The sequence below is a fragment of the Lentzea sp. HUAS TT2 genome, from assembly GCF_051853195.1.
In the GTDB taxonomy this organism is placed as follows: domain Bacteria; phylum Actinomycetota; class Actinomycetes; order Mycobacteriales; family Pseudonocardiaceae; genus Lentzea.
Map to the genome: position 1 here is coordinate 6899762 of NZ_CP196667.1, position 16392 is coordinate 6916153.

The 16392-nt window shown below is 70.4% G+C and carries 14 protein-coding genes; 5 read left to right on the forward strand and 9 right to left on the reverse strand.

Going from position 1 to position 16392, the window contains the following annotated elements; genetic code table 11:
- Window positions 1-63 precede the first annotated feature (63 nt).
- Window positions 64-1506 carry an FAD-binding oxidoreductase gene (locus ACSHWB_RS33240; protein WP_439657236.1) on the reverse strand — a complete coding sequence of 481 codons (1443 nt, stop codon included), beginning with the start codon at window positions 1504-1506 and terminating at the stop codon, window positions 64-66.
- Window positions 1507-1612: 106 nt separating this feature from the next.
- On the opposite strand from ACSHWB_RS33240, the gene ACSHWB_RS33245 reads away from it, so the two are divergent.
- Window positions 1613-2983 (forward strand): alpha/beta fold hydrolase, encoded by a 1371-nt coding sequence (locus ACSHWB_RS33245; protein WP_439657237.1) that lies wholly within the window; start codon window positions 1613-1615, stop codon window positions 2981-2983.
- Here ACSHWB_RS33245 and ACSHWB_RS33250 read toward each other — a convergent pair.
- The 8 genes from ACSHWB_RS33250 to ACSHWB_RS33285 form a co-directional block, all read right to left on the reverse strand.
- Window positions 2956-3843, reverse strand: coding sequence for a zinc-binding dehydrogenase (locus ACSHWB_RS33250; RefSeq protein WP_439657238.1), 888 nt, complete (start codon window positions 3841-3843; stop codon window positions 2956-2958). The genes ACSHWB_RS33245 and ACSHWB_RS33250 overlap by 28 nt on opposite strands.
- Entirely contained in the window at window positions 3828-4694 is an 867-nt protein-coding gene (locus tag ACSHWB_RS33255; protein ID WP_439657239.1) for a dioxygenase, read from the reverse strand. Before ACSHWB_RS33255 ends, ACSHWB_RS33250 begins: the two co-directional genes overlap by 16 nt.
- A gap of 3 nt (window positions 4695-4697) precedes the next feature.
- On the reverse strand, window positions 4698-5465 hold the full coding sequence (locus ACSHWB_RS33260) for a citryl-CoA lyase (protein WP_439657240.1): 768 nt from the start codon (window positions 5463-5465) through the stop codon (window positions 4698-4700).
- Window positions 5452-6591 carry a CaiB/BaiF CoA transferase family protein gene (locus tag ACSHWB_RS33265; protein WP_439657241.1) on the reverse strand — a complete coding sequence of 380 codons (1140 nt, stop codon included), beginning with the start codon at window positions 6589-6591 and terminating at the stop codon, window positions 5452-5454. The genes ACSHWB_RS33260 and ACSHWB_RS33265 overlap by 14 nt, the downstream gene beginning before the upstream one ends.
- On the reverse strand, window positions 6591-8009 hold the full coding sequence (locus ACSHWB_RS33270) for an amidohydrolase family protein (RefSeq protein ID WP_439657242.1): 1419 nt from the start codon (window positions 8007-8009) through the stop codon (window positions 6591-6593). Before ACSHWB_RS33270 ends, ACSHWB_RS33265 begins: the two co-directional genes overlap by 1 nt.
- A 74-nt stretch (window positions 8010-8083) precedes the next feature.
- On the reverse strand, window positions 8084-8890 hold the full coding sequence (locus ACSHWB_RS33275; RefSeq protein ID WP_439657243.1) for an IclR family transcriptional regulator domain-containing protein: 807 nt from the start codon (window positions 8888-8890) through the stop codon (window positions 8084-8086).
- Between the two features lie 27 nt (window positions 8891-8917).
- Window positions 8918-11392: an excinuclease ABC subunit UvrA gene (locus tag ACSHWB_RS33280; RefSeq protein WP_439657244.1), complete on the reverse strand. Its 2475-nt coding sequence runs from the start codon at window positions 11390-11392 to the stop codon at window positions 8918-8920.
- A gap of 9 nt (window positions 11393-11401) precedes the next feature.
- Complete coding sequence (locus tag ACSHWB_RS33285) at window positions 11402-12376, reverse strand: TerC/Alx family metal homeostasis membrane protein (protein WP_439657245.1); 975 nt, start codon at window positions 12374-12376, stop codon at window positions 11402-11404.
- A gap of 204 nt (window positions 12377-12580) precedes the next feature.
- Between ACSHWB_RS33285 and ACSHWB_RS33290 the strand changes: the two genes are divergently transcribed.
- The 4 genes from ACSHWB_RS33290 to ACSHWB_RS33305 all read left to right on the forward strand — a co-directional run bounded on the left by ACSHWB_RS33290 (window position 12581) and on the right by ACSHWB_RS33305 (window position 16308).
- Window positions 12581-13579 carry a MerR family transcriptional regulator gene (locus ACSHWB_RS33290; RefSeq protein WP_439657246.1) on the forward strand — a complete coding sequence of 333 codons (999 nt, stop codon included), beginning with the start codon at window positions 12581-12583 and terminating at the stop codon, window positions 13577-13579.
- 127 nt (window positions 13580-13706) lie between these two features.
- Entirely contained in the window at window positions 13707-14534 is an 828-nt protein-coding gene (locus ACSHWB_RS33295; RefSeq protein WP_439657247.1) for a lysostaphin resistance A-like protein, read from the forward strand.
- Window positions 14531-15655 carry a sensor histidine kinase gene (locus ACSHWB_RS33300; protein WP_439657248.1) on the forward strand — a complete coding sequence of 375 codons (1125 nt, stop codon included), beginning with the start codon at window positions 14531-14533 and terminating at the stop codon, window positions 15653-15655. Before ACSHWB_RS33295 ends, ACSHWB_RS33300 begins: the two co-directional genes overlap by 4 nt.
- Window positions 15652-16308, forward strand: a complete 657-nt coding sequence (locus ACSHWB_RS33305; RefSeq protein WP_439657249.1) for a response regulator — start codon at window positions 15652-15654, stop codon at window positions 16306-16308. Before ACSHWB_RS33300 ends, ACSHWB_RS33305 begins: the two co-directional genes overlap by 4 nt.
- Window positions 16309-16392 lie beyond the last annotated feature (84 nt).

Sequence of the window (16392 nt, forward strand, 5' to 3'; positions counted from 1 at the left end):
CCGCACAGCGTCCGACCAGTGGACGGGTCACACCGGACCGGTCACGAGCTCACTGGTCCGGTGTCACCGGGAAACCGCCTGCGCGAAGGCGAACACGCGGTCGGGGTCGTACTTGGTGGCGACCTCCTTCAACCGGGCGAGGTTGCCGCCGTAGTACGCCTGCGCCCACTGGGGCATCTGCGGGTCGATGTAGTTGACGTACCCGGTGTCGCCGACCAGCGCGCCGAGCCCGTCCCGGATCGCCGCCAGCCTCACGCGCGCCTCGTCCGCGGCCTCCGGCGGGGTCTTGAGGTAGATCTGCACGTTCGCGAGGGCCGTGCGGTGCGGGAACGCCGTCGCGTCCGGTGCGACGGCGGCCACCGCGCCCCGAAGACCGTCGAAGATCAGGTACGTCTCGTCGGACTGGCCCGCCAGCAGGTCCACGGCCTTCGCCGGGTCGCCGATCGGGTCGCGCACGATCCGCGAGGACGCCACGGCCGACTCGCGGTCGATCGGACCACCCGCGAAGTACTGGGTGGCCTCGGCGTAGGTCTTCGGCTGGATGAACCGCTGGGCGGGCGCGGGCAGCTGGTTCACCAACGCGGCCAGCGCGCCCACGGAACCGATGAAACAGCCACCGATCCGGCAGCTCGGCTGGGCACCGCCGCGCACGACGACGTTGGACCACAGCTCGTCCGGCGCCTGCGCGATCCACGACTGCCACGCGCCGAGTGCGTCGGCCGCGGCACCGGCCGGATACGACAGCGAGAAGACGGTGACCTCAGGCGCGGGCACGGTGCTGAACACGAACTCCGTGACGATCCCGAAGTTGCCGCCACCCCCGCCGCGCAACGCCCAGAACAGGTCGGGCTCCTGCTGCGCGGACGCGGTCAGCAGCCGTCCGTCGGCGGTCACCACGGTCGCCGACACCAGGTGATCGCACGTCAGCCCGTACTTGCGGGACAGCACGCCGATACCACCGCCGAGCGTCAGGCCAGCGACGCCGACGGACGGGCACGTGCCGGTCGGCAGGCATTGCCCGGAGGCCACCAACGTCTTCGCCACGTCACCGAGCGCGGCGCCGGAACCGACTCGGACCTGACCACCCGGCAGCACCTCGACCCCGGCCAGCCCGCGCACGTCGACCTGCAGCCCACCGGACGGCGACGAGTACCCGGCATAACTGTGCCCACCGCTGCGGGCGGCGATGGCCACGCGACCACGCGCCGCCTCGACACACGCCTGCACGTCCGCGGCGGAGGTGACCTTGGCGATCGCGGCGGGTTTCCGGCCGTCCCACACGGGGTTGAAGCCCTGGTAGGCGAACCCGTCCTCGCCCGCGAGCACGAGCTGACCGGACATCTTCCCGCGCAAAGCGGTCCAGTCGGGCGGTCCACTCGGAACGGACGAACTGGACGGTGGCGGAGCCGGGACGGTGGTGCTGGGGGAGGTGCACGCCGCGAGAGCGGCACCAGCGCCGGCAAGCCCCGCCACCTTCAGAAACCTGCGTCGATCCACCGGGTCCATGGTGGCACGCCATGATCACCCGTGCAGGTTGTGCTACCTGAGGTGGACCTTCGTCCCCACCTCCAGCGTGACGCGGGCTGACGGGCCGCGGATCCACTCTGCGGTGGTGACCTTTCGAAGCAGTGCACTGATAGCGGCAGTGGTGGGCATGGTTCCGCTGGCCCTCGTCCCCGCGGCCCAGGCGGAACCGGACGTGGTGTGGGGCGCGTGCGACAAGCCGGTGGCAGAGGGCGTCGAGTGCGGCACGCTCACCGTGCCGGTCGACTGGGCGAAACCCGGCAAGGGCACGGTCGGCCTGCGCGCGTACCGGCAGAAGGCCGAGAACAGCAAGGGAACGATCCTGGGCTTCCCGTCCGGCCCCGGCCAGCCCGGCGACTTCACGTTCGGCACCCTGCGGCCCGCCCTGCCCGGCTACGACCTGATCTCGCTGGACCCGCGCGGCGTCGGTGAGAGCCACCCCATGACCTGCGACGTCGACAAGATCCTCAAGATCGGGTACGTGCCGCCGACCGACGCCGGGGCGTTCGATGCGCTCAAGAAGAACCAGAAGGCGTTCTGGTCGACCTGCACGACCGGGGTGCCGAAACTCGACGCCCACCTCGACGCGTACAGCACCGCGAACGACGCCGACGCGTTGCGCAGGGCCGTGGGTGCCGAGCGGGTCAGCGTGTACGGCCTCTCGTACGGCACGTTGCCGGCCGAGCGCTACCTGGAGAGGTTCGGCAGGCACGTCGACGGCTCGATCATCGAGGGCGTGATGAACCCCGACCAGGACCGCCGGGAGTTCATGACCACGGCCGCGGCGGGTGTCGAGGCGATCTTCACGAAGTTCGCGCAGTGGTCGGCCGCGACGCCGGACAGCGCGTTGCACGGCCAGAACGCGGCGGACGTGTTCCGCAGGGCCCAGCAGAACGCGGGCGAGGTGCCGGGCACGTTCTTCGGCTTCCCGTGGTCGGACGTCATGATCACGCGTTACGTCGAGATCTTCGCGCCGCGCGACTTCGGCGAGGTGGCGAAGGGGCTGCGTGATCTCGCCGACGGACGCAACCCGTTCCCCGACGAGGCAGGCGAGCAGCCGCCGCGGCGGATCGAGTACGCGGACCCGAACACCTGCTCGGACTGGCCGTTCGCCGTGCCGAACGTGCAAGAGGCCCGCGCGGACCTCGAGTCGACGAGGAAGGCCGCGCCGGTGGTCGGGTTCTCGACGAACGCCAGCAACTACAGCTCGATCTGCGTCGGCGGCCCGAGGACCGGGCGGCCGAAGCCGGTGTCCTCGCGCAGCGAGAACCCCACCCTGTTGCTGAGCAACTCGCTGGACCCGGCGACGCCGAAGGTCTGGGCGGAGAAGGTGCAGGAACAGTTGGGGCGCAAGGCGATCCACGTCGTCACGGACCAGGTCGGGCACGGCGGCGGCATGGACGACCCGGTGACGCTGAAGAAGGTCCAGGACTACATGGCCACCACGACCCGGCCGTGAGCGGTGCGGTGCCAGGCGTCGGTGACACCGGCCAGCGGCACCACCTCGTGCTCGACGGTCAGCGCGCCCGCCGCCGCGTGCCGGGCGATCGCGGAGATGGCGTCGGCCCGTTGCCGGGTGGTCAGTTCGTTGTTGGTGTAGCCGGACAGCTGCAAGGACCGGCTGCGCAACGTGGACGAGGTGACCGGGCACGTCTCGCTAGCCGACCCGCCGAGGTTCACCCACCGGCCGCCGGGGCGCAACGCCTGGGCGGCCGCGGCGGCGGGCGGTCCGAACAGCGGGTCGATCAGCAGGTCGGCGCCCTGTGCGGCCTGAGCCACGTCCTCCAGCGCCACCACGACGTCCGCACCTGCCCGTGCCGCGCGCTTGCGGCCTTCTTCCGAACGCGCGGCGGCCACCACTCGCCGGGCACCGGCGAGACGCGCGAGCTGGATCGCGGCCTGACCGACCGCGCCGCAGCCGAGCACGACCACGGACTCGCCGGGTGTCAGCGAGTCCAACGCCCTGTGCGCGGCGACGGCGGACAACCCGAGCGCGGCCATCAGCATCGGGTCGACGTCCGGCAGGAACACCAGGTCTTCCTGCCGTGCCAACGCCTTCGCGGCCATGCTGCCGTCACCGGGTGCCATCCCGGCGCTCGTGGGAAACCACACGGTACGCCCGCCGACGGTGCCGATCCCCTGCACGCCAGGCACATAAGGCGTCGCGGGCACACCGAAGTACGACGTCCCGCTGGCGCACAACCGGTCCAACGGCGTGATGGGTGCGGCGAGCACGTCCACGACGACCTCGCCGGAAGGCTCGTCCCGGTCAGCGAGCGACGGAGGCTGACCGGGACGAACGACTACTGCGGCGCGCACGGCTGGAGGACGAAGTCGTACTCGGCGAGGACCCACGGCACCTCGGACAGACCGCCGTCCGGCGTGACACCGGGCTCGCGCGCCTCGAACCGGACGACGAGCTCCTGCTTGGTGCCGAACACGACGTCGCTGTCGAGGTACTCGGCGCCCTCCTCGAACAGGTGCGTGATCAGCGGTTCGAACCCGTCGGCGGTGAGCAGGAAGTGCACGTGCGCCGGCCGGAAGTGGCTGATCTCGGTCTGCTCGATCAACGCGCCGACGGGCCCGTCCATCGGGATCGAGTACCCCTTCGGCGTGATCGTGCGGACGCAGTAGCCGCCGTCCGGTTCGGCGCGGTACTTCGCCCGCAACCGCGCCTCGTCCACGTCGAGCTGGGCCTCGTACGCGCCGTCGGCGTCGGCCTGCCAGACGTCCAGCACGGCACCGGGCACCGGCGTGCCGTCCAGCGAACGCACGGTTCCGGTGACGTAGAGCGGGGTTCCTGCCACGTCGTCGGACATGTCGCCGCCGAACCCGAGCTCGGGGGAGCCGTCGATGTGGAACGGTCCGAGCACCGTCGCCGGGGTCGCGCCCGCGTCGAACCGGTGGTTCATCTGCACCACCAGCATGCTCAGCCCGAGCACGTCCGAGGCGAGGATGAACTCCTCGCGCTTCTCATCGCTGATCTGCCCGGTCGCCGTCAGCCACTGGATCGCGGCCATCCACTCGGCCTCGGTGAGCCGGACCTCGCGGGCGAAGTCGTGCAGGTGCCGGACCAGCGCCGTCATCAGCTGCGCTGTCCGCGGGTCCTTCGCGGTGGCCCAGCGCTGCTCGGCGAGCGCGGTGACGTTGTCCTCGGTGACGAGCTGCATTGCTCACTCCTCGACAGGTGCTACGGACCTGGTGTTCTGATCGACGGACAGGAAGATCTGGTTGGCGACGGGGTTGCGCAGCTCCTCCGCGAGCTGACCGATCAGCCCGGCGGTGCGGGCCAGCAACGCGAAGCCCCGCAACAGCTCCAGCGGCAGGCCGAGGTCCGCCAGCACCGCGCCGCACGTGCCGGCGCCGTTGAGCGGCAACGTCTTGCCGAGCACCTGTGGATGCACGCGCCCGATCGCGGCGAACAACGAGAGGTGCGGCCCGATCAGGCCCTCCTCCTCGGCGATCTCGAACAGGCGCGGCGTGCGGGGGTCGCCGTTCTTGTGCACGTGGTGGCCGAGCCCGGGGATGCGGGCCTTCCCCTGCGCCCGAACGGTTTCCAGTGCGAGCTCGTCCCAGTCCTCACGGGGTGGGTGAGCGCTGATCACCGCGTTGAGGAACCGGCCCGCGTCCTCGGTGACGCCGAGGAACCGCGACCCGCCGCCGAGCAGCCCGGCCGCGAGCGCGCCCTGCACGGAGTCCGGTGCGGACAGCAGCGTCAGACGGCTGACGATCGCGGTCGGCGTGAACCCGTGGTCGGCGAGCGCGGCCAGCACCGCCTCGAACAGCCGCGTCTCGCCGGGGCTCGGCCTGCGCTGGGTGGCGAGCCAGAACGCCAGCTCGCCGAACCCGACGTTGCCCATCACGTCGCGCGCGAGGTCGTGCCCCAGCAACGTGATCGTGTCGGGTGTCGACGCGCCGAGCGCCGTCTCATAGACCGTCACGGTCCTCCTTCAACCAGGCGCGCAACTCGTCGCCGTGCTCGTTCAACTCGGGTGGTGGCAGCTCGTAGACGGCCGGCGTCTCCGAGAAGCGGATCGGGTGCCGGGTCGTCGGCACGTCCCCGACCACCACGACCGGGTCGAGCCCGAACCGTTCGGCCATCGCGAACCCGCCGTCGATCGTGTTGATCGGCCCGCACGGCACCCCGGCCGCCACCAGCAGGTCGAACCACTCGACGGCGCCTCGCGTCCGCAGCCGTTCCTCGAGAACGGGCCGCAGCTCCTCGCGGTTGCGCGTGCGGTCGGCGTTGCGGGCGAACCGCGGGTCGTCCGGCACCTCGGACAACCCCAGCACCTCGCACAACTTCCGGAACTGACCGTCGTTGGCGGCCGCGATGATCAGGTCGTTGTCGGCGGTCGGCAGCGGCTCGTACGGGAACACGCTGGGGTGCGCGTTGCCCATCCGGAACGGCACCACCCCGCCCGCCACGAACGCCGAGCTGTGGTTCACCAACCCGGTCAGCGCGGACGACAGCAGGTTCACCTCGACGAGCTGACCCTGGCCGGTCTGGTCGCGGTGGCGCAGCGCGGCGAGGATGCCGATCACGGCGTGGTTTCCCGCCATCACGTCGAACACCGAGATGCCCGCGCGGTACGGCGGCCCTTCCGGATCCCCGGTCAGGCTCATCAGCCCGGAGATCGCCTGCACCATCAGGTCGTAGCCGGGAACGTGCTTTCCCTCGCCGGAGCCGAAACCCGTGATCGACGCGTAGATCACCCGCGGGTTGTCCGCGCTGACCGAGGCGTGGTCGAGCCCGTACTTGGCCAGGCCGCCGGGCTTGAAGTTCTCGATCACGATGTCAGCGCGCCGGGCCAGCTCACGGCCCAGCGCGGCGTCCTCCGCGTCGCGCAGGTCGAGCGCGATCGACCGCTTTCCCCGGTTGACGCCGAGGTAGTAGGTCGACACGTCGTCGCGGACGGGCGGCATCCACGTGCGGGTCTCGTCCCCGGCGGGGCCTTCGACCTTGACGACCGACGCGCCCATGTCGGCCAGCAGCATGGTCGCGTACGGGCCTGCCAGCACACGCGAGAAGTCGGCGATGAGCAGGCCTTCGAGTGGACCACCCATCAGACGGACGTCCTGGTGTCGCCGCGGTACTCGGTGTAGGTGTAGGGGTTGTCCAGCACCTTGGACTCGGGGACGTCCGGGTTCATGCCCTTGGCCCACGCCTCCTCGCCGAGCTGCGCGCGCAGGTGGTCGACGGTGCCGGAGACCTGCGTGCGGATGGAGTCGAGGTCGACGCCGACGAGCCGGTGGTCGCGCTTCACGATCCGGCCGTCGACGATCACGGTGTCCACATCGGACCGCTGCGCCTGGAACGCCACGTGCCCGTACGGGTTGAGGATCGGGAACATCGCGGGGGAGTTCTCGTTGCGCAGCAACACGATGTCGGCCTTCTTGCCGACTTCGAGGCTGCCGAGGTCCGCGGCACGTCCCAGAGCCCGTGCGCCACCCATCGTCGCCCACTCCACGACCTGCTGGGCCCGCAACGAGGAGTGCGTGACGGTGTCGTTTTTGCTGTGCGCTGCCATGTGCTCGCGCGATCGGTCGGCACCCAACGTCGTGCGCATCGCGGAGAACAGGTCGCCGCTCCACCACACCGAGGTGTCCATCGACAGCGACACCGGGATGCCGTGCTCGCGGATCGCCCAGGTGGGCGGGTAGCCCTGGCCCGCGCTCTGCTCGCTCTCGGTCGACACGGAGATCGACCCGCCGGTCGCCGCGATGCGGTGGTAGGAGTCGGCGGACAACGTCGCCGCGTGCACGTAGATCGACTGCGGCGTCATGAACCCGTTGTCGTACATCAGCCTGATGCCGTCGTCGTTCGTCGCGCCCCACACGCCCGCGTGCGTCGTGACGGGGACGCCGAGTTCCCGTGCCACCTCGAAGGCGGGCTTCTCGGGGAACGACGGGTCGCCGGTCACGTCGAACGCGAGCTGGAAGCCCAGCATGTCGTCACCGGTGATGCGGCGGGAGACGAAGTCGCGGAACTCGGGGGTGGCGGTCCAGTTGGCAGGGCTGTCCTGGATGTTCCCGTACGCCAGCACGAACCGGCCGGGCACCGCCTGCAGCGCGTCGACGGCGGCGTCCGCGTGCTCGGTGGTCTGCAGGCCGTGCGACCAGTCGACGGTCGTGGTGACACCGGCGTCGAGGGCCTCGGCCGCGCCCAGGAGGTTGCCGGCGTGGATGTCCTCCGGCCGGAAGACCTTGCCCCACTCCAGGTAGTACCAGACGAAGTACTGCGTGAGCGTCCAGTCCGCGCCGTAGCCGCGCATCGCCGTCTGCCACATGTGCCGGTGCGTGTCGATCATGCCCGGCATGACGATGCCGTTGGTCGCGTCGACCTCCTCGGTCCCCTCCGGCACCTCCAGCCGCGGGCCGATCGCGGCGATCCGGTCGCCGGTGACGAGGACGTCGTGATCGACGAGGGGTTGACGGCCGTCCATGGTGAGGACAGTGCCGTTTCTCAGGACGATGGAACTCATCGTTGAACTCCTTGACCGTCTGGCGGACACGTGTCCGTTGAATCGTCAACCTTCGACGGCCGCGGGTCAAGCCCTCAGGACGCGACGACCTCGTGGGGCACCGTGCCGAGCCGGGCGAAGTCGGCGCTGATCTCGCCCGCGACCTGCAGCAGGAGCGGCAGGTGGTGCTCGACCATGTGCTCGACCGACGTCTCGGACGCGTGGCAGTTGACGTTGATCCCGGCGATCACCGTCCCGGTCCCGTCCCGCAACGGCGCCGCGACCGACCGGATGCCCAGCGCGAGCTGCTCGTCGGTCAACGCCCACCCGCGCGCCCGGACGTCGCGCAGCTCGGCGTCGCGCTCGGCCGCGTCCGGCTGCCACCGCGAGCTCAGCCCCGACCGCGTCGGCTGGGCGAGCACGGCCTCCAGCTCGGCCGGCGGCAACGCGGCGAGCTGCACCTTTCCCAGTGAGGTCGACAGGGCCGGGAACCGCGTGCCGATCTGCACGGACAGCGTGACGATCTTGGGCACGGCCACCCTGGCGACGTAGACGATGTCCGGCCCGTCGAGCTGCGCGATCGACACGGACTCGTTGGTGCGGGCGCACAGCCGTTCCATGTGCGGGCGGGCCACGTCCCACAGGCCCATCGACCGCACGTACGCGACGCCGAGCTCGAGCACCCGCGGCGTGAGCGCGAAGCCGGTCTCGCCCTGCCGCGCGTAGCCGAGCTCGACCAGCGTGAGCAGGATGCGGCGCGTGGTCGGCCGCGCGAGCCCGGTGGCCGCCGCGACCTCGCTGAGCGTCATCACCGGGCGCAGTGGCTGGAACGCGCGGATCACGTCCAGGCCGCGGGCGAGCGCCTCGATAAAGTCGGGGCCGGTGTCAGAGCGAGCAGGCATAGACCCACGATAACGGACAGTTGTCCGTTAAACCGTGAGGTGTTCGCCGAGGTACTGGCCGGTGAGGCTGCCCGGAGTCTCGGCGACCCGCTGCGGTGTGCCGGCGGCGACGATCGTGCCGCCTGCCGCGCCACCGCCGGGACCCATGTCCACGACGAAGTCCGCGTTGGCGATCAGGTCGAGGTCGTGCTCGATCACGACGACCGTCGCGCCCCTGTCCGTGAGGCGCCCGATCACCGACAGCAGCGTGCGGACGTCGAGCGGGTGCAGGCCGACGCTGGGCTCGTCCAGCACGAACAGCGCGTCCGCCTGGTCGCGGTCCAGCTCGGACGCGAGCTTGAGCCGCTGGGCCTCGCCGCCGGACAACGCGGTCGTCGCCTCGCCGAGCGTCAGATAACCCAGGCCCAGATCGATCAGCGACCGCAGCCGGGTGCGGACCCGGCGCATGTCCCCGACGTGCTCGACGGCCTGCCGGACGGTCAGCGCCAGCAGGTCGGGCAACGTGATCCCGGCACGGTGGTACTCGCTCGCGGCGGGGGAGTAGCGGGTGCCACCGCAGTCGGGGCAGGCGATGTCGACGTCCGGCAGGAACTGCACGTCCAGTGAGATCTCGCCGGTGCCCTCGCAACGCGGGCAGCGGAGCGAACCGGTGTTGTAGGAGAAGTCGCTCGCGGTGAGCCCCTCCGCGTTGGCCGCGTAGGCGCGCCGCAGATCGTCCAGCACGCCGCTGTAGGTGGCGACGGTCGAGCGGACGTTGACGCCGATCGGGGTCGCGTCGACCACGTTCACCCGCGTGATCGCCCCGGCGTCGACCTCCGCGACCCAGGCGGGCAGCCGGTCGCCCGAGCCCTTGGCCTGCAGCGCCGGCACGAGGCTCTCCAGCACCAGCGTGGTCTTCCCCGAGCCGGACACACCGGTGACCGCGGTCAGGCGTCCCTGCGGGAGGTCGAGATCGAGGGCGTGGACCGTGTGCAACGGGCGGGTGGCGAGGTGGATCCGTCCGTGTGTGAACATCTCGGCCTCGCTCACCCGCTCCCGCACGACGACCGGTTCGCGTCCGACGAGGAAGCCGCCCAGCAACGAGTCCGGGTTCGCCGCGAGCGCCTGGACGTCCCCGGTCGTGAGGACCCTGCCGCCCTCCGCGCCGGAACCGGGACCGATCTCGATCAGCCAGTCCGCCTCGCGCAGCACCTGCACGTCGTGGTCCACGAGCACCACGGAGTTGCCGTCCCGCAACAGGTCCCGCACCACGCCGAGCAGTCCGTCCACGTTGGACGGATGCAGGCCGATGGACGGTTCGTCCAGGACGTAGAGCACGCCGGTCGTCTCGTTGCGCACCGCCCGCGCGAGCTGCACGCGCTGCCGTTCGCCGGTGGACAACGTCGAGGACGCCCGGTCGAGGCTGAGGTAACCGAGACCCAGTTCGACCAGCCGCCCCGCGGTGCCGAGCAACTGCCCGGCGATGCTCTGGGCCATCGCACGCATGTCCGCCGGCAGGGACCTCTCGATCGACGGCACCCACGCGACCAGGTCGTCCAGCGTCTTCGCGGTGGCCTCGGCCAGGTCGATCCCCTCGACCAGCGGCCCGAGTGCCGCAGGACTGAGTCGGGTGCCGTGGCAGGTGGGGCAGGTCTGGGCGCTGATGAACTTGTTGACCCGGTTGAGTCCCCGTTCGGTGGTGGCGTTGTTCAGCGCCTCCTGGACGGCCAGCCGGGCGTTGCGGTAGGTGAAGTTCAGGTCGAACACCCGGCCCGCCTTGGAGGGCACGCGGATCTGCCGCTTCTCCGCGGGGCCGTTCATGACGAACTCGCGTTCGTCGTCGGTCAGCTCCGCGTACGGCACGTCGGTGCGCACGCCGAACTCGCCGATGACCTCGGGCATGATCGACAGCCCGAACATCGCCCACGGCACGACGGCGCCCTGGGCGATGGTGAGCGACGGGTCGGGCACCAGCCGTTCGTCGTCGATCTCGCGGACCACGCCGGTGCCGGTGCAGTGCGGGCAGGCGCCGTCGGAGTTGAACGCCAGCGCCTCCGCACCGGGCGCGGCGAACGTGACACCGCAGACCGGGCAGGTCAGGTCGAGCTCCTGCGCCACGGCGATCGTGGGCTCCTGCCGGTGGCCGTTCGGGCAGAGGTGCGCGGCGAGCCGGGAGTACAGCAGCCGCAGCACGTTGAGCAGCTCGGTGGAGGTGCCGAACGTGCTGCGCACCCCCGGCACGCCCGGACGTTGCCGCAGGGCGAGCGCGGCGGGGACGTGCCGGACGCTGTCGACGGCCGCACGCGGGGCCTGCGACATCCGGCGGCGGGTGTAGGTCGACAGCGCCTCGACGTAGCGCCGTGACCCCTCCGCGTACAGCACGCCCATCGCGAGCGACGACTTGCCCGAACCGGACACGCCGGCGATCGCGACGAGCTTGCGCAGCGGCACCGTGACGTCGACGTCGCGCAGGTTGTGCACCCGCGCGCCGCGCACCTCGATGGCCAGAGGCTGTTCCTGCATCCGTCGAACCTACGGCCTGACGGGAGTTTCCTCCTTGCGGCGGGACCGCAGGCTGGTCAGCGTCACGATGCCGAGCGTGGCCACGATGACGCCCAGCGAGACCGGCGTCGGGATCGTCGGCACGGCGGGCCAGACGCCGTGCGCCCAGTGCAGCACCAGCTTCACCCCGATGAACGCCAGGATGAGCGCGAGCCCGTGGTTGAGGTGCACGAGCTTGGCCAGCGCCGAGTGCAGCACGAAGTACAGCGCGCGCAGTCCGAGCAGCGCGAACGCGTTGGTGGTGAACACCAGGTACGGGTCCTCGGTGATGCCGTAGACCGCGGGCACCGAGTCGATCGCGAACACGACGTCGGTCGCGAAGATCGCCACCACCACGATCGCGAGCGGCGTGAGCGCCCGCTTCCCGTTCTCGCGGACGATCATCTTCGTGCCGCGGTAGTCGTCGGTGACGGGCATCAGCCTGCGCAGCAGCCGGACCGACCGCATCTTCGAGGTGTCCTTGGCCTCGGGGTGACCGGCGAGCGCCGTCTGCAGGATCTTCACCGCCGAGACGAGCAGGACCAGCCCGAACACGAGGAACGCCCAGGTGCCTGCCGACAGCATCGCGGCACCGGCCGCGATGAACACACCGCGCAGCACGAGTGCGCCGACGATGCCGTAGAGCAGCACGCGTTGCTGGATCTCGGACGGCACGCTGAACGCGGCCAGCAGCAACATGAAGACGAACAGGTTGTCCACCGAGAGGGACTTCTCCACCACGAACCCGGTGACGAACTCCAGCGACTGGCCGCTGCCGAACGCGAACCACAGCCAGAGCCCGAACACCAGCGGCAGCGCGAGGTAGAAGACGGACCAGCCGGCGGCCTCCTTGACGGACACCTCGTGCGGGCGGCGCGTCACCAGGAAGTCGAGCACCAGCAGGGCGAGCAGCGCCGCGATGCTCACGAACCACAAAGTCGGCGACGCCACGGATTGCACGGGCACAGATCCTCCTCGAACACGATCGTCCGAGGTCTCCTTCACCCGGTGCGGGTGGCCTCCCGAGGACACGCCGGGGTGTCCGTACTGACCGGGTAGACGCTTGGGAAGTACTCCCCTCGCGGGTCAGCATAGGTAAAGCAATAGTAAAGCTCAAGTAAGTCGTGTGCGACTTGCCTCTCAAGTCGCTTGAGGTCCGATAGTGGCCTCATGAACGACAACAGGTTGTACGCGATCGGGGAGGTGGCGCGCCGCACCGGGCTGAGCGTCAGCGCGATCCGGTTCTACTCCGACGAGGGCATCGTGGCTCCCGCCGAGGTCACGGCCGCCGGACACCGGCTCTACGACGTGCACGCGATCGCCCGGCTGGAGTTCGTCGGCACGTTGCGCGAGCTGGACGCGGGCCTCGACGACATCCGGCGGCTGCTGGACGGCAGGGTGACCCTCTCCGACCTCGCCACCGCACATCTGCTCCGCCTGGACGACCAGGCCCGCCGGATCCGGTCGAGGCGGGCGGTGCTGAGGACGATCGCCCGGCAGCACACGGAGGCGGAGCAGGTGATCCTCATGCACAAGCTCGCCGGCATGTCCGATGACGAGCGCGACCGTTTGATGGACGACTTCTGGAACGAGATCAGCGAAGGCCTCGACGTCAGCCCGGACTTCCTCGGCATCATGCGCAACGGTCCTCTGGTCCTGCCGGACGAGCCGTCCACCGAGCAGCTGGAAGCGTGGATCGAGCTGGCGAACCTGGTGCAGGACGCGCACTTCCGGCGTGAGGTGAAGGAGGCCCTGCGCGACACCTTCTCCACGCCCGGTGCCGCGATCATGACGTCGGCGGAGATGGTGGGCGTGTTCGAACGGGGAGGCGCGATCCTGACGCGGGCGCACGAGGCGCAGCGGGCCGGTGCTCCGGCGGACTCACCGCTGGGGCGCGAGATCGCCGGTCTCTACGCGGCGCACCTGGGGGAGCTCACCGAGACGCCGGACAGCGTCGAGTTCCGCGCGAAGCTCGCGACCGACGTGCTCGCCATCGAGCAGATGTACCTGGAGTCGCGAGAGGAGGCCGCCACGTCCACCGATCCGTTCACGCGGTACCAGTCGCTGGTGGCGATCATCGACGGGACGGCTGAGGAGGCCGCCGAGTTCAAGCCGTTCGCCTGGCTGTCCGCGGCGCTCAGTGCTTTTACATCTTCCAAAGACTCGTGACCAGGAAGTGTCAACTCGACGAAAAGCGTGTCGAGTTGACACTTCCTGGTGTCCCCCGAACGAGCTACAAGCGAATGTCCACCGCGCGGGGACGTTCCGGACGCCCGAAATTCCTAGTGTTCCGGTCATGCGATTTCTGAAGCAGTTGGCCGTGGTGGTCCTGGTCTCCTTCGCCGGTGGCACGGCCGTGCAGGCGGTGACGTGGAACGCGCCGCTGACGTTGGTCGTCGGCCTCGCCGCCGCGGTGCTCGCGCTGGTCTCGTACGCCTGGGTGGTGCGCAAGACCGAACACCGAGAACCGGTGGAGGTCGCGCGGCGAACGGCTGCGGCGGCGCTCGGCCGGGGTGTCCTCATCGGACTCGTGATGTTCGTGGCGGTGATCGCGAACATCTACTTCCTCGGCGGCTACGAGGTGCGCGGCTGGGGGTCGCTGACCGGTGCGATCGCGATCTTCGGGTTCATGGCCGCCGCCGCGGTGACGGAGGAGCTGATGTTCCGCGGTGTGCTGTTCCGGATCGTCGAGGAACGTCTCGGCACGTGGATCTCGCTGGGGCTCAGCGGCGTGCTGTTCGGGCTGGCGCACTACTTCAACCCGAACGCGACGCTGTGGAGCTCGCTCGCCATCGCGGTCGAGGCCGGGTTCATGCTCGCCGCCGTGTACGCCGCCACCCGCAACCTGTGGGTGCCGATCGGGGTGCACTTCGCGTGGAACTTCGCCCAGGGCGGCATCTTCAGCACCAGCGTGTCCGGTCAGGACGCCCCGAAGGGCCTGCTCGACGGCGTCACGTCCGGGCCCTCGATCGTCAGCGGCGGCGCGTTCGGGCCGGAGGCCAGCGTGTACTCGGTGCTCACCGGCGTCGTGGTGACGGTCGTGTTCCTGTGGCTGGCCAAGCGTCGCGGCAACCTGGTGCCGCGCCGGGGCCGTGCCTCGTCGGCCGCTACCCTCGCCGCGTGATCAGCCTTCAGCGGTGGCGCGCCTGGGACGTCCGCGTCCAGGACGCGCCAATCGCGCTGCTGCTCGTGCTGGGATCGATGGTGCCCGCGCTGCACGACAAGGGCACCCAGCTCGGCGGGCTGGCGAACCGGCCGTTCGACGCCCTCGCGCTCGTGGTGATCGCCTTCGAGTGCCTGCCGCTGGTCGTGCGGCGCAAGTGGCCTCTCATCTGCCTCGCGGTGGTGTCGATCGCGTTCGCCGTGGACCAGTTGCTCGGCTATCACACCGTCGGCGGCACGGCGCTGCCGATCGCGTTGATCAGCGCCGGTCTGCACCTCTCGCATCACCGGCGTGGCACCGTGATCGCGCTCTCAGCCGGGTACGTCGGGCTGTCCGTCGCGCTGGACCTGAGCGGCGCGACCGAGGGTGTGGCCGGGTTCGTCACGTTCTACCTGGCACTGGCCGCCGCCTGGGGGATCGGCGCGTGGCTGCGGCTCTCGCGCGGTGCCGAGGAGGAACGCCGCAAGCACGTCGCCGCGGCCACCCGTGTCGCGGAACGGACCTCGATCGCCCGCGAGCTGCACGACGTCGTGACGCACCACGTGACGGCGATGGTGGTGCAGGCGGAGGCCGCGCGGTACCTGACGGCGGCACCCGACCGGCTGGACCAGACGTTGCAGGCGATCACCGACACCGGCCGGCGCTCGCTGACGGATCTGCGGCACCTGCTCGACCTGCTCAACCCCGACCACAGCCCGGAATCCGTGGGCGACCTGCGCGCGCTGGTGGAGCAGACCAGGCTGGCCGGGCAGCCGGTCGAGTTCGCGGAGGAGGGCGAGGCGGTGCGGGACGCGGGCAGCGCCGAGGCCGTCGCGTACCGGGTCGTGCAGGAGGCGTTGACGAACGCGCTGAAGTACGCGCACGGCAACCCGACGAACGTGTACGTGCGGTACGGCGAAAGGGAGATCACCGTGGAGGTCGGCACCGAGGGCGCCAAGTCGTCCACGCAGGTCGGTGGCAGCGGGCGCGGTCTGGCCGGGCTGCGCGAGCGCGTGGACGTGCTGGGCGGCGAGTTCTCGGCGGGCCAACGGGACGGCGGCTTCGTGGTCAGCGCGCGCATCCCCGCGGGGAACCCGGCGTGACCGCACCGGTGCGTGTGCTCGTGTGCGACGACCAGGCGCTCATCCGCACCGGGTTCTCGACGATCATCGGCGCCCAGCCGGACATGGAGGTCGTGGGGGAGTGCGGGGACGGACGCGCAGCCGTTGATCTGGCACGCGAGGTCGATCCGGACGTCGTCGTGATGGACGTCCGGATGCCGGTGCTCGACGGCATCGCGGCAACCCGGCTGCTGGCGGGCGCCGGCGTGCCCGATCCCGTCAAGGTCCTGGTCGTGACGACGTTCAACCTGGACGAGTACGTCTACGAGGCGCTGCGGGCCGGTGCGAGCGGGTTCCTGCTCAAGGACGCGCCGCCGGCCCAGCTGCTGCAAGGCATCCGGACGGTCGCGAGCGGTGCCGCCCTGCTCGCGCCGGAGGTGACCCGTCAGCTCGTCGGCAGGTTCGCGGCGCGCATCCGGCCCGCCGAGGAGGTGGCGGAGACCCAGCTGGCGCCGCGCGAGCTCGAGGTGCTCCGGCTCATCGCCGAGGGCCTGTCCAACAGCGAGATCGCCGCGGCCCTGGTCATCAGCCAGGAGACCGTGAAGACCTACGTGTCGCGCATCCTCACCAAGCTCGATCTCCGCGACCGGGTGCAGGCCGTCGTCTACGCGTATCGCCGCGGTCTGGTGACCTGACCTCTTACCTGGCGATTACGAGACGTGATTATTCCGTCACGAAGCGGTAATACCCAGGTATGAGAACCCCTGCGATCGTGTCGA

Coding starts and splice junctions, on each gene's coding strand:
- ACSHWB_RS33295 (WP_439657247.1), top strand. CDS start 13,707: ATGCGATTTCTGAAGCAGTTGGCCGTGGTGGTCCTGGTCTCCTTCGCC.
- ACSHWB_RS33275 (WP_439657243.1), bottom strand. CDS start 8,890: ATGCCTGCTCGCTCTGACACCGGCCCCGACTTTATCGAGGCGCTCGCC.
- ACSHWB_RS33280 (WP_439657244.1), bottom strand. CDS start 11,392: ATGCAGGAACAGCCTCTGGCCATCGAGGTGCGCGGCGCGCGGGTGCAC.
- ACSHWB_RS33265 (WP_439657241.1), bottom strand. CDS start 6,591: ATGGGTGGTCCACTCGAAGGCCTGCTCATCGCCGACTTCTCGCGTGTG.
- ACSHWB_RS33240 (WP_439657236.1), bottom strand. CDS start 1,506: ATGGACCCGGTGGATCGACGCAGGTTTCTGAAGGTGGCGGGGCTTGCC.
- ACSHWB_RS33255 (WP_439657239.1), bottom strand. CDS start 4,694: ATGCAGCTCGTCACCGAGGACAACGTCACCGCGCTCGCCGAGCAGCGC.
- ACSHWB_RS33290 (WP_439657246.1), top strand. CDS start 12,581: ATGAACGACAACAGGTTGTACGCGATCGGGGAGGTGGCGCGCCGCACC.
- ACSHWB_RS33270 (WP_439657242.1), bottom strand. CDS start 8,009: ATGAGTTCCATCGTCCTGAGAAACGGCACTGTCCTCACCATGGACGGC.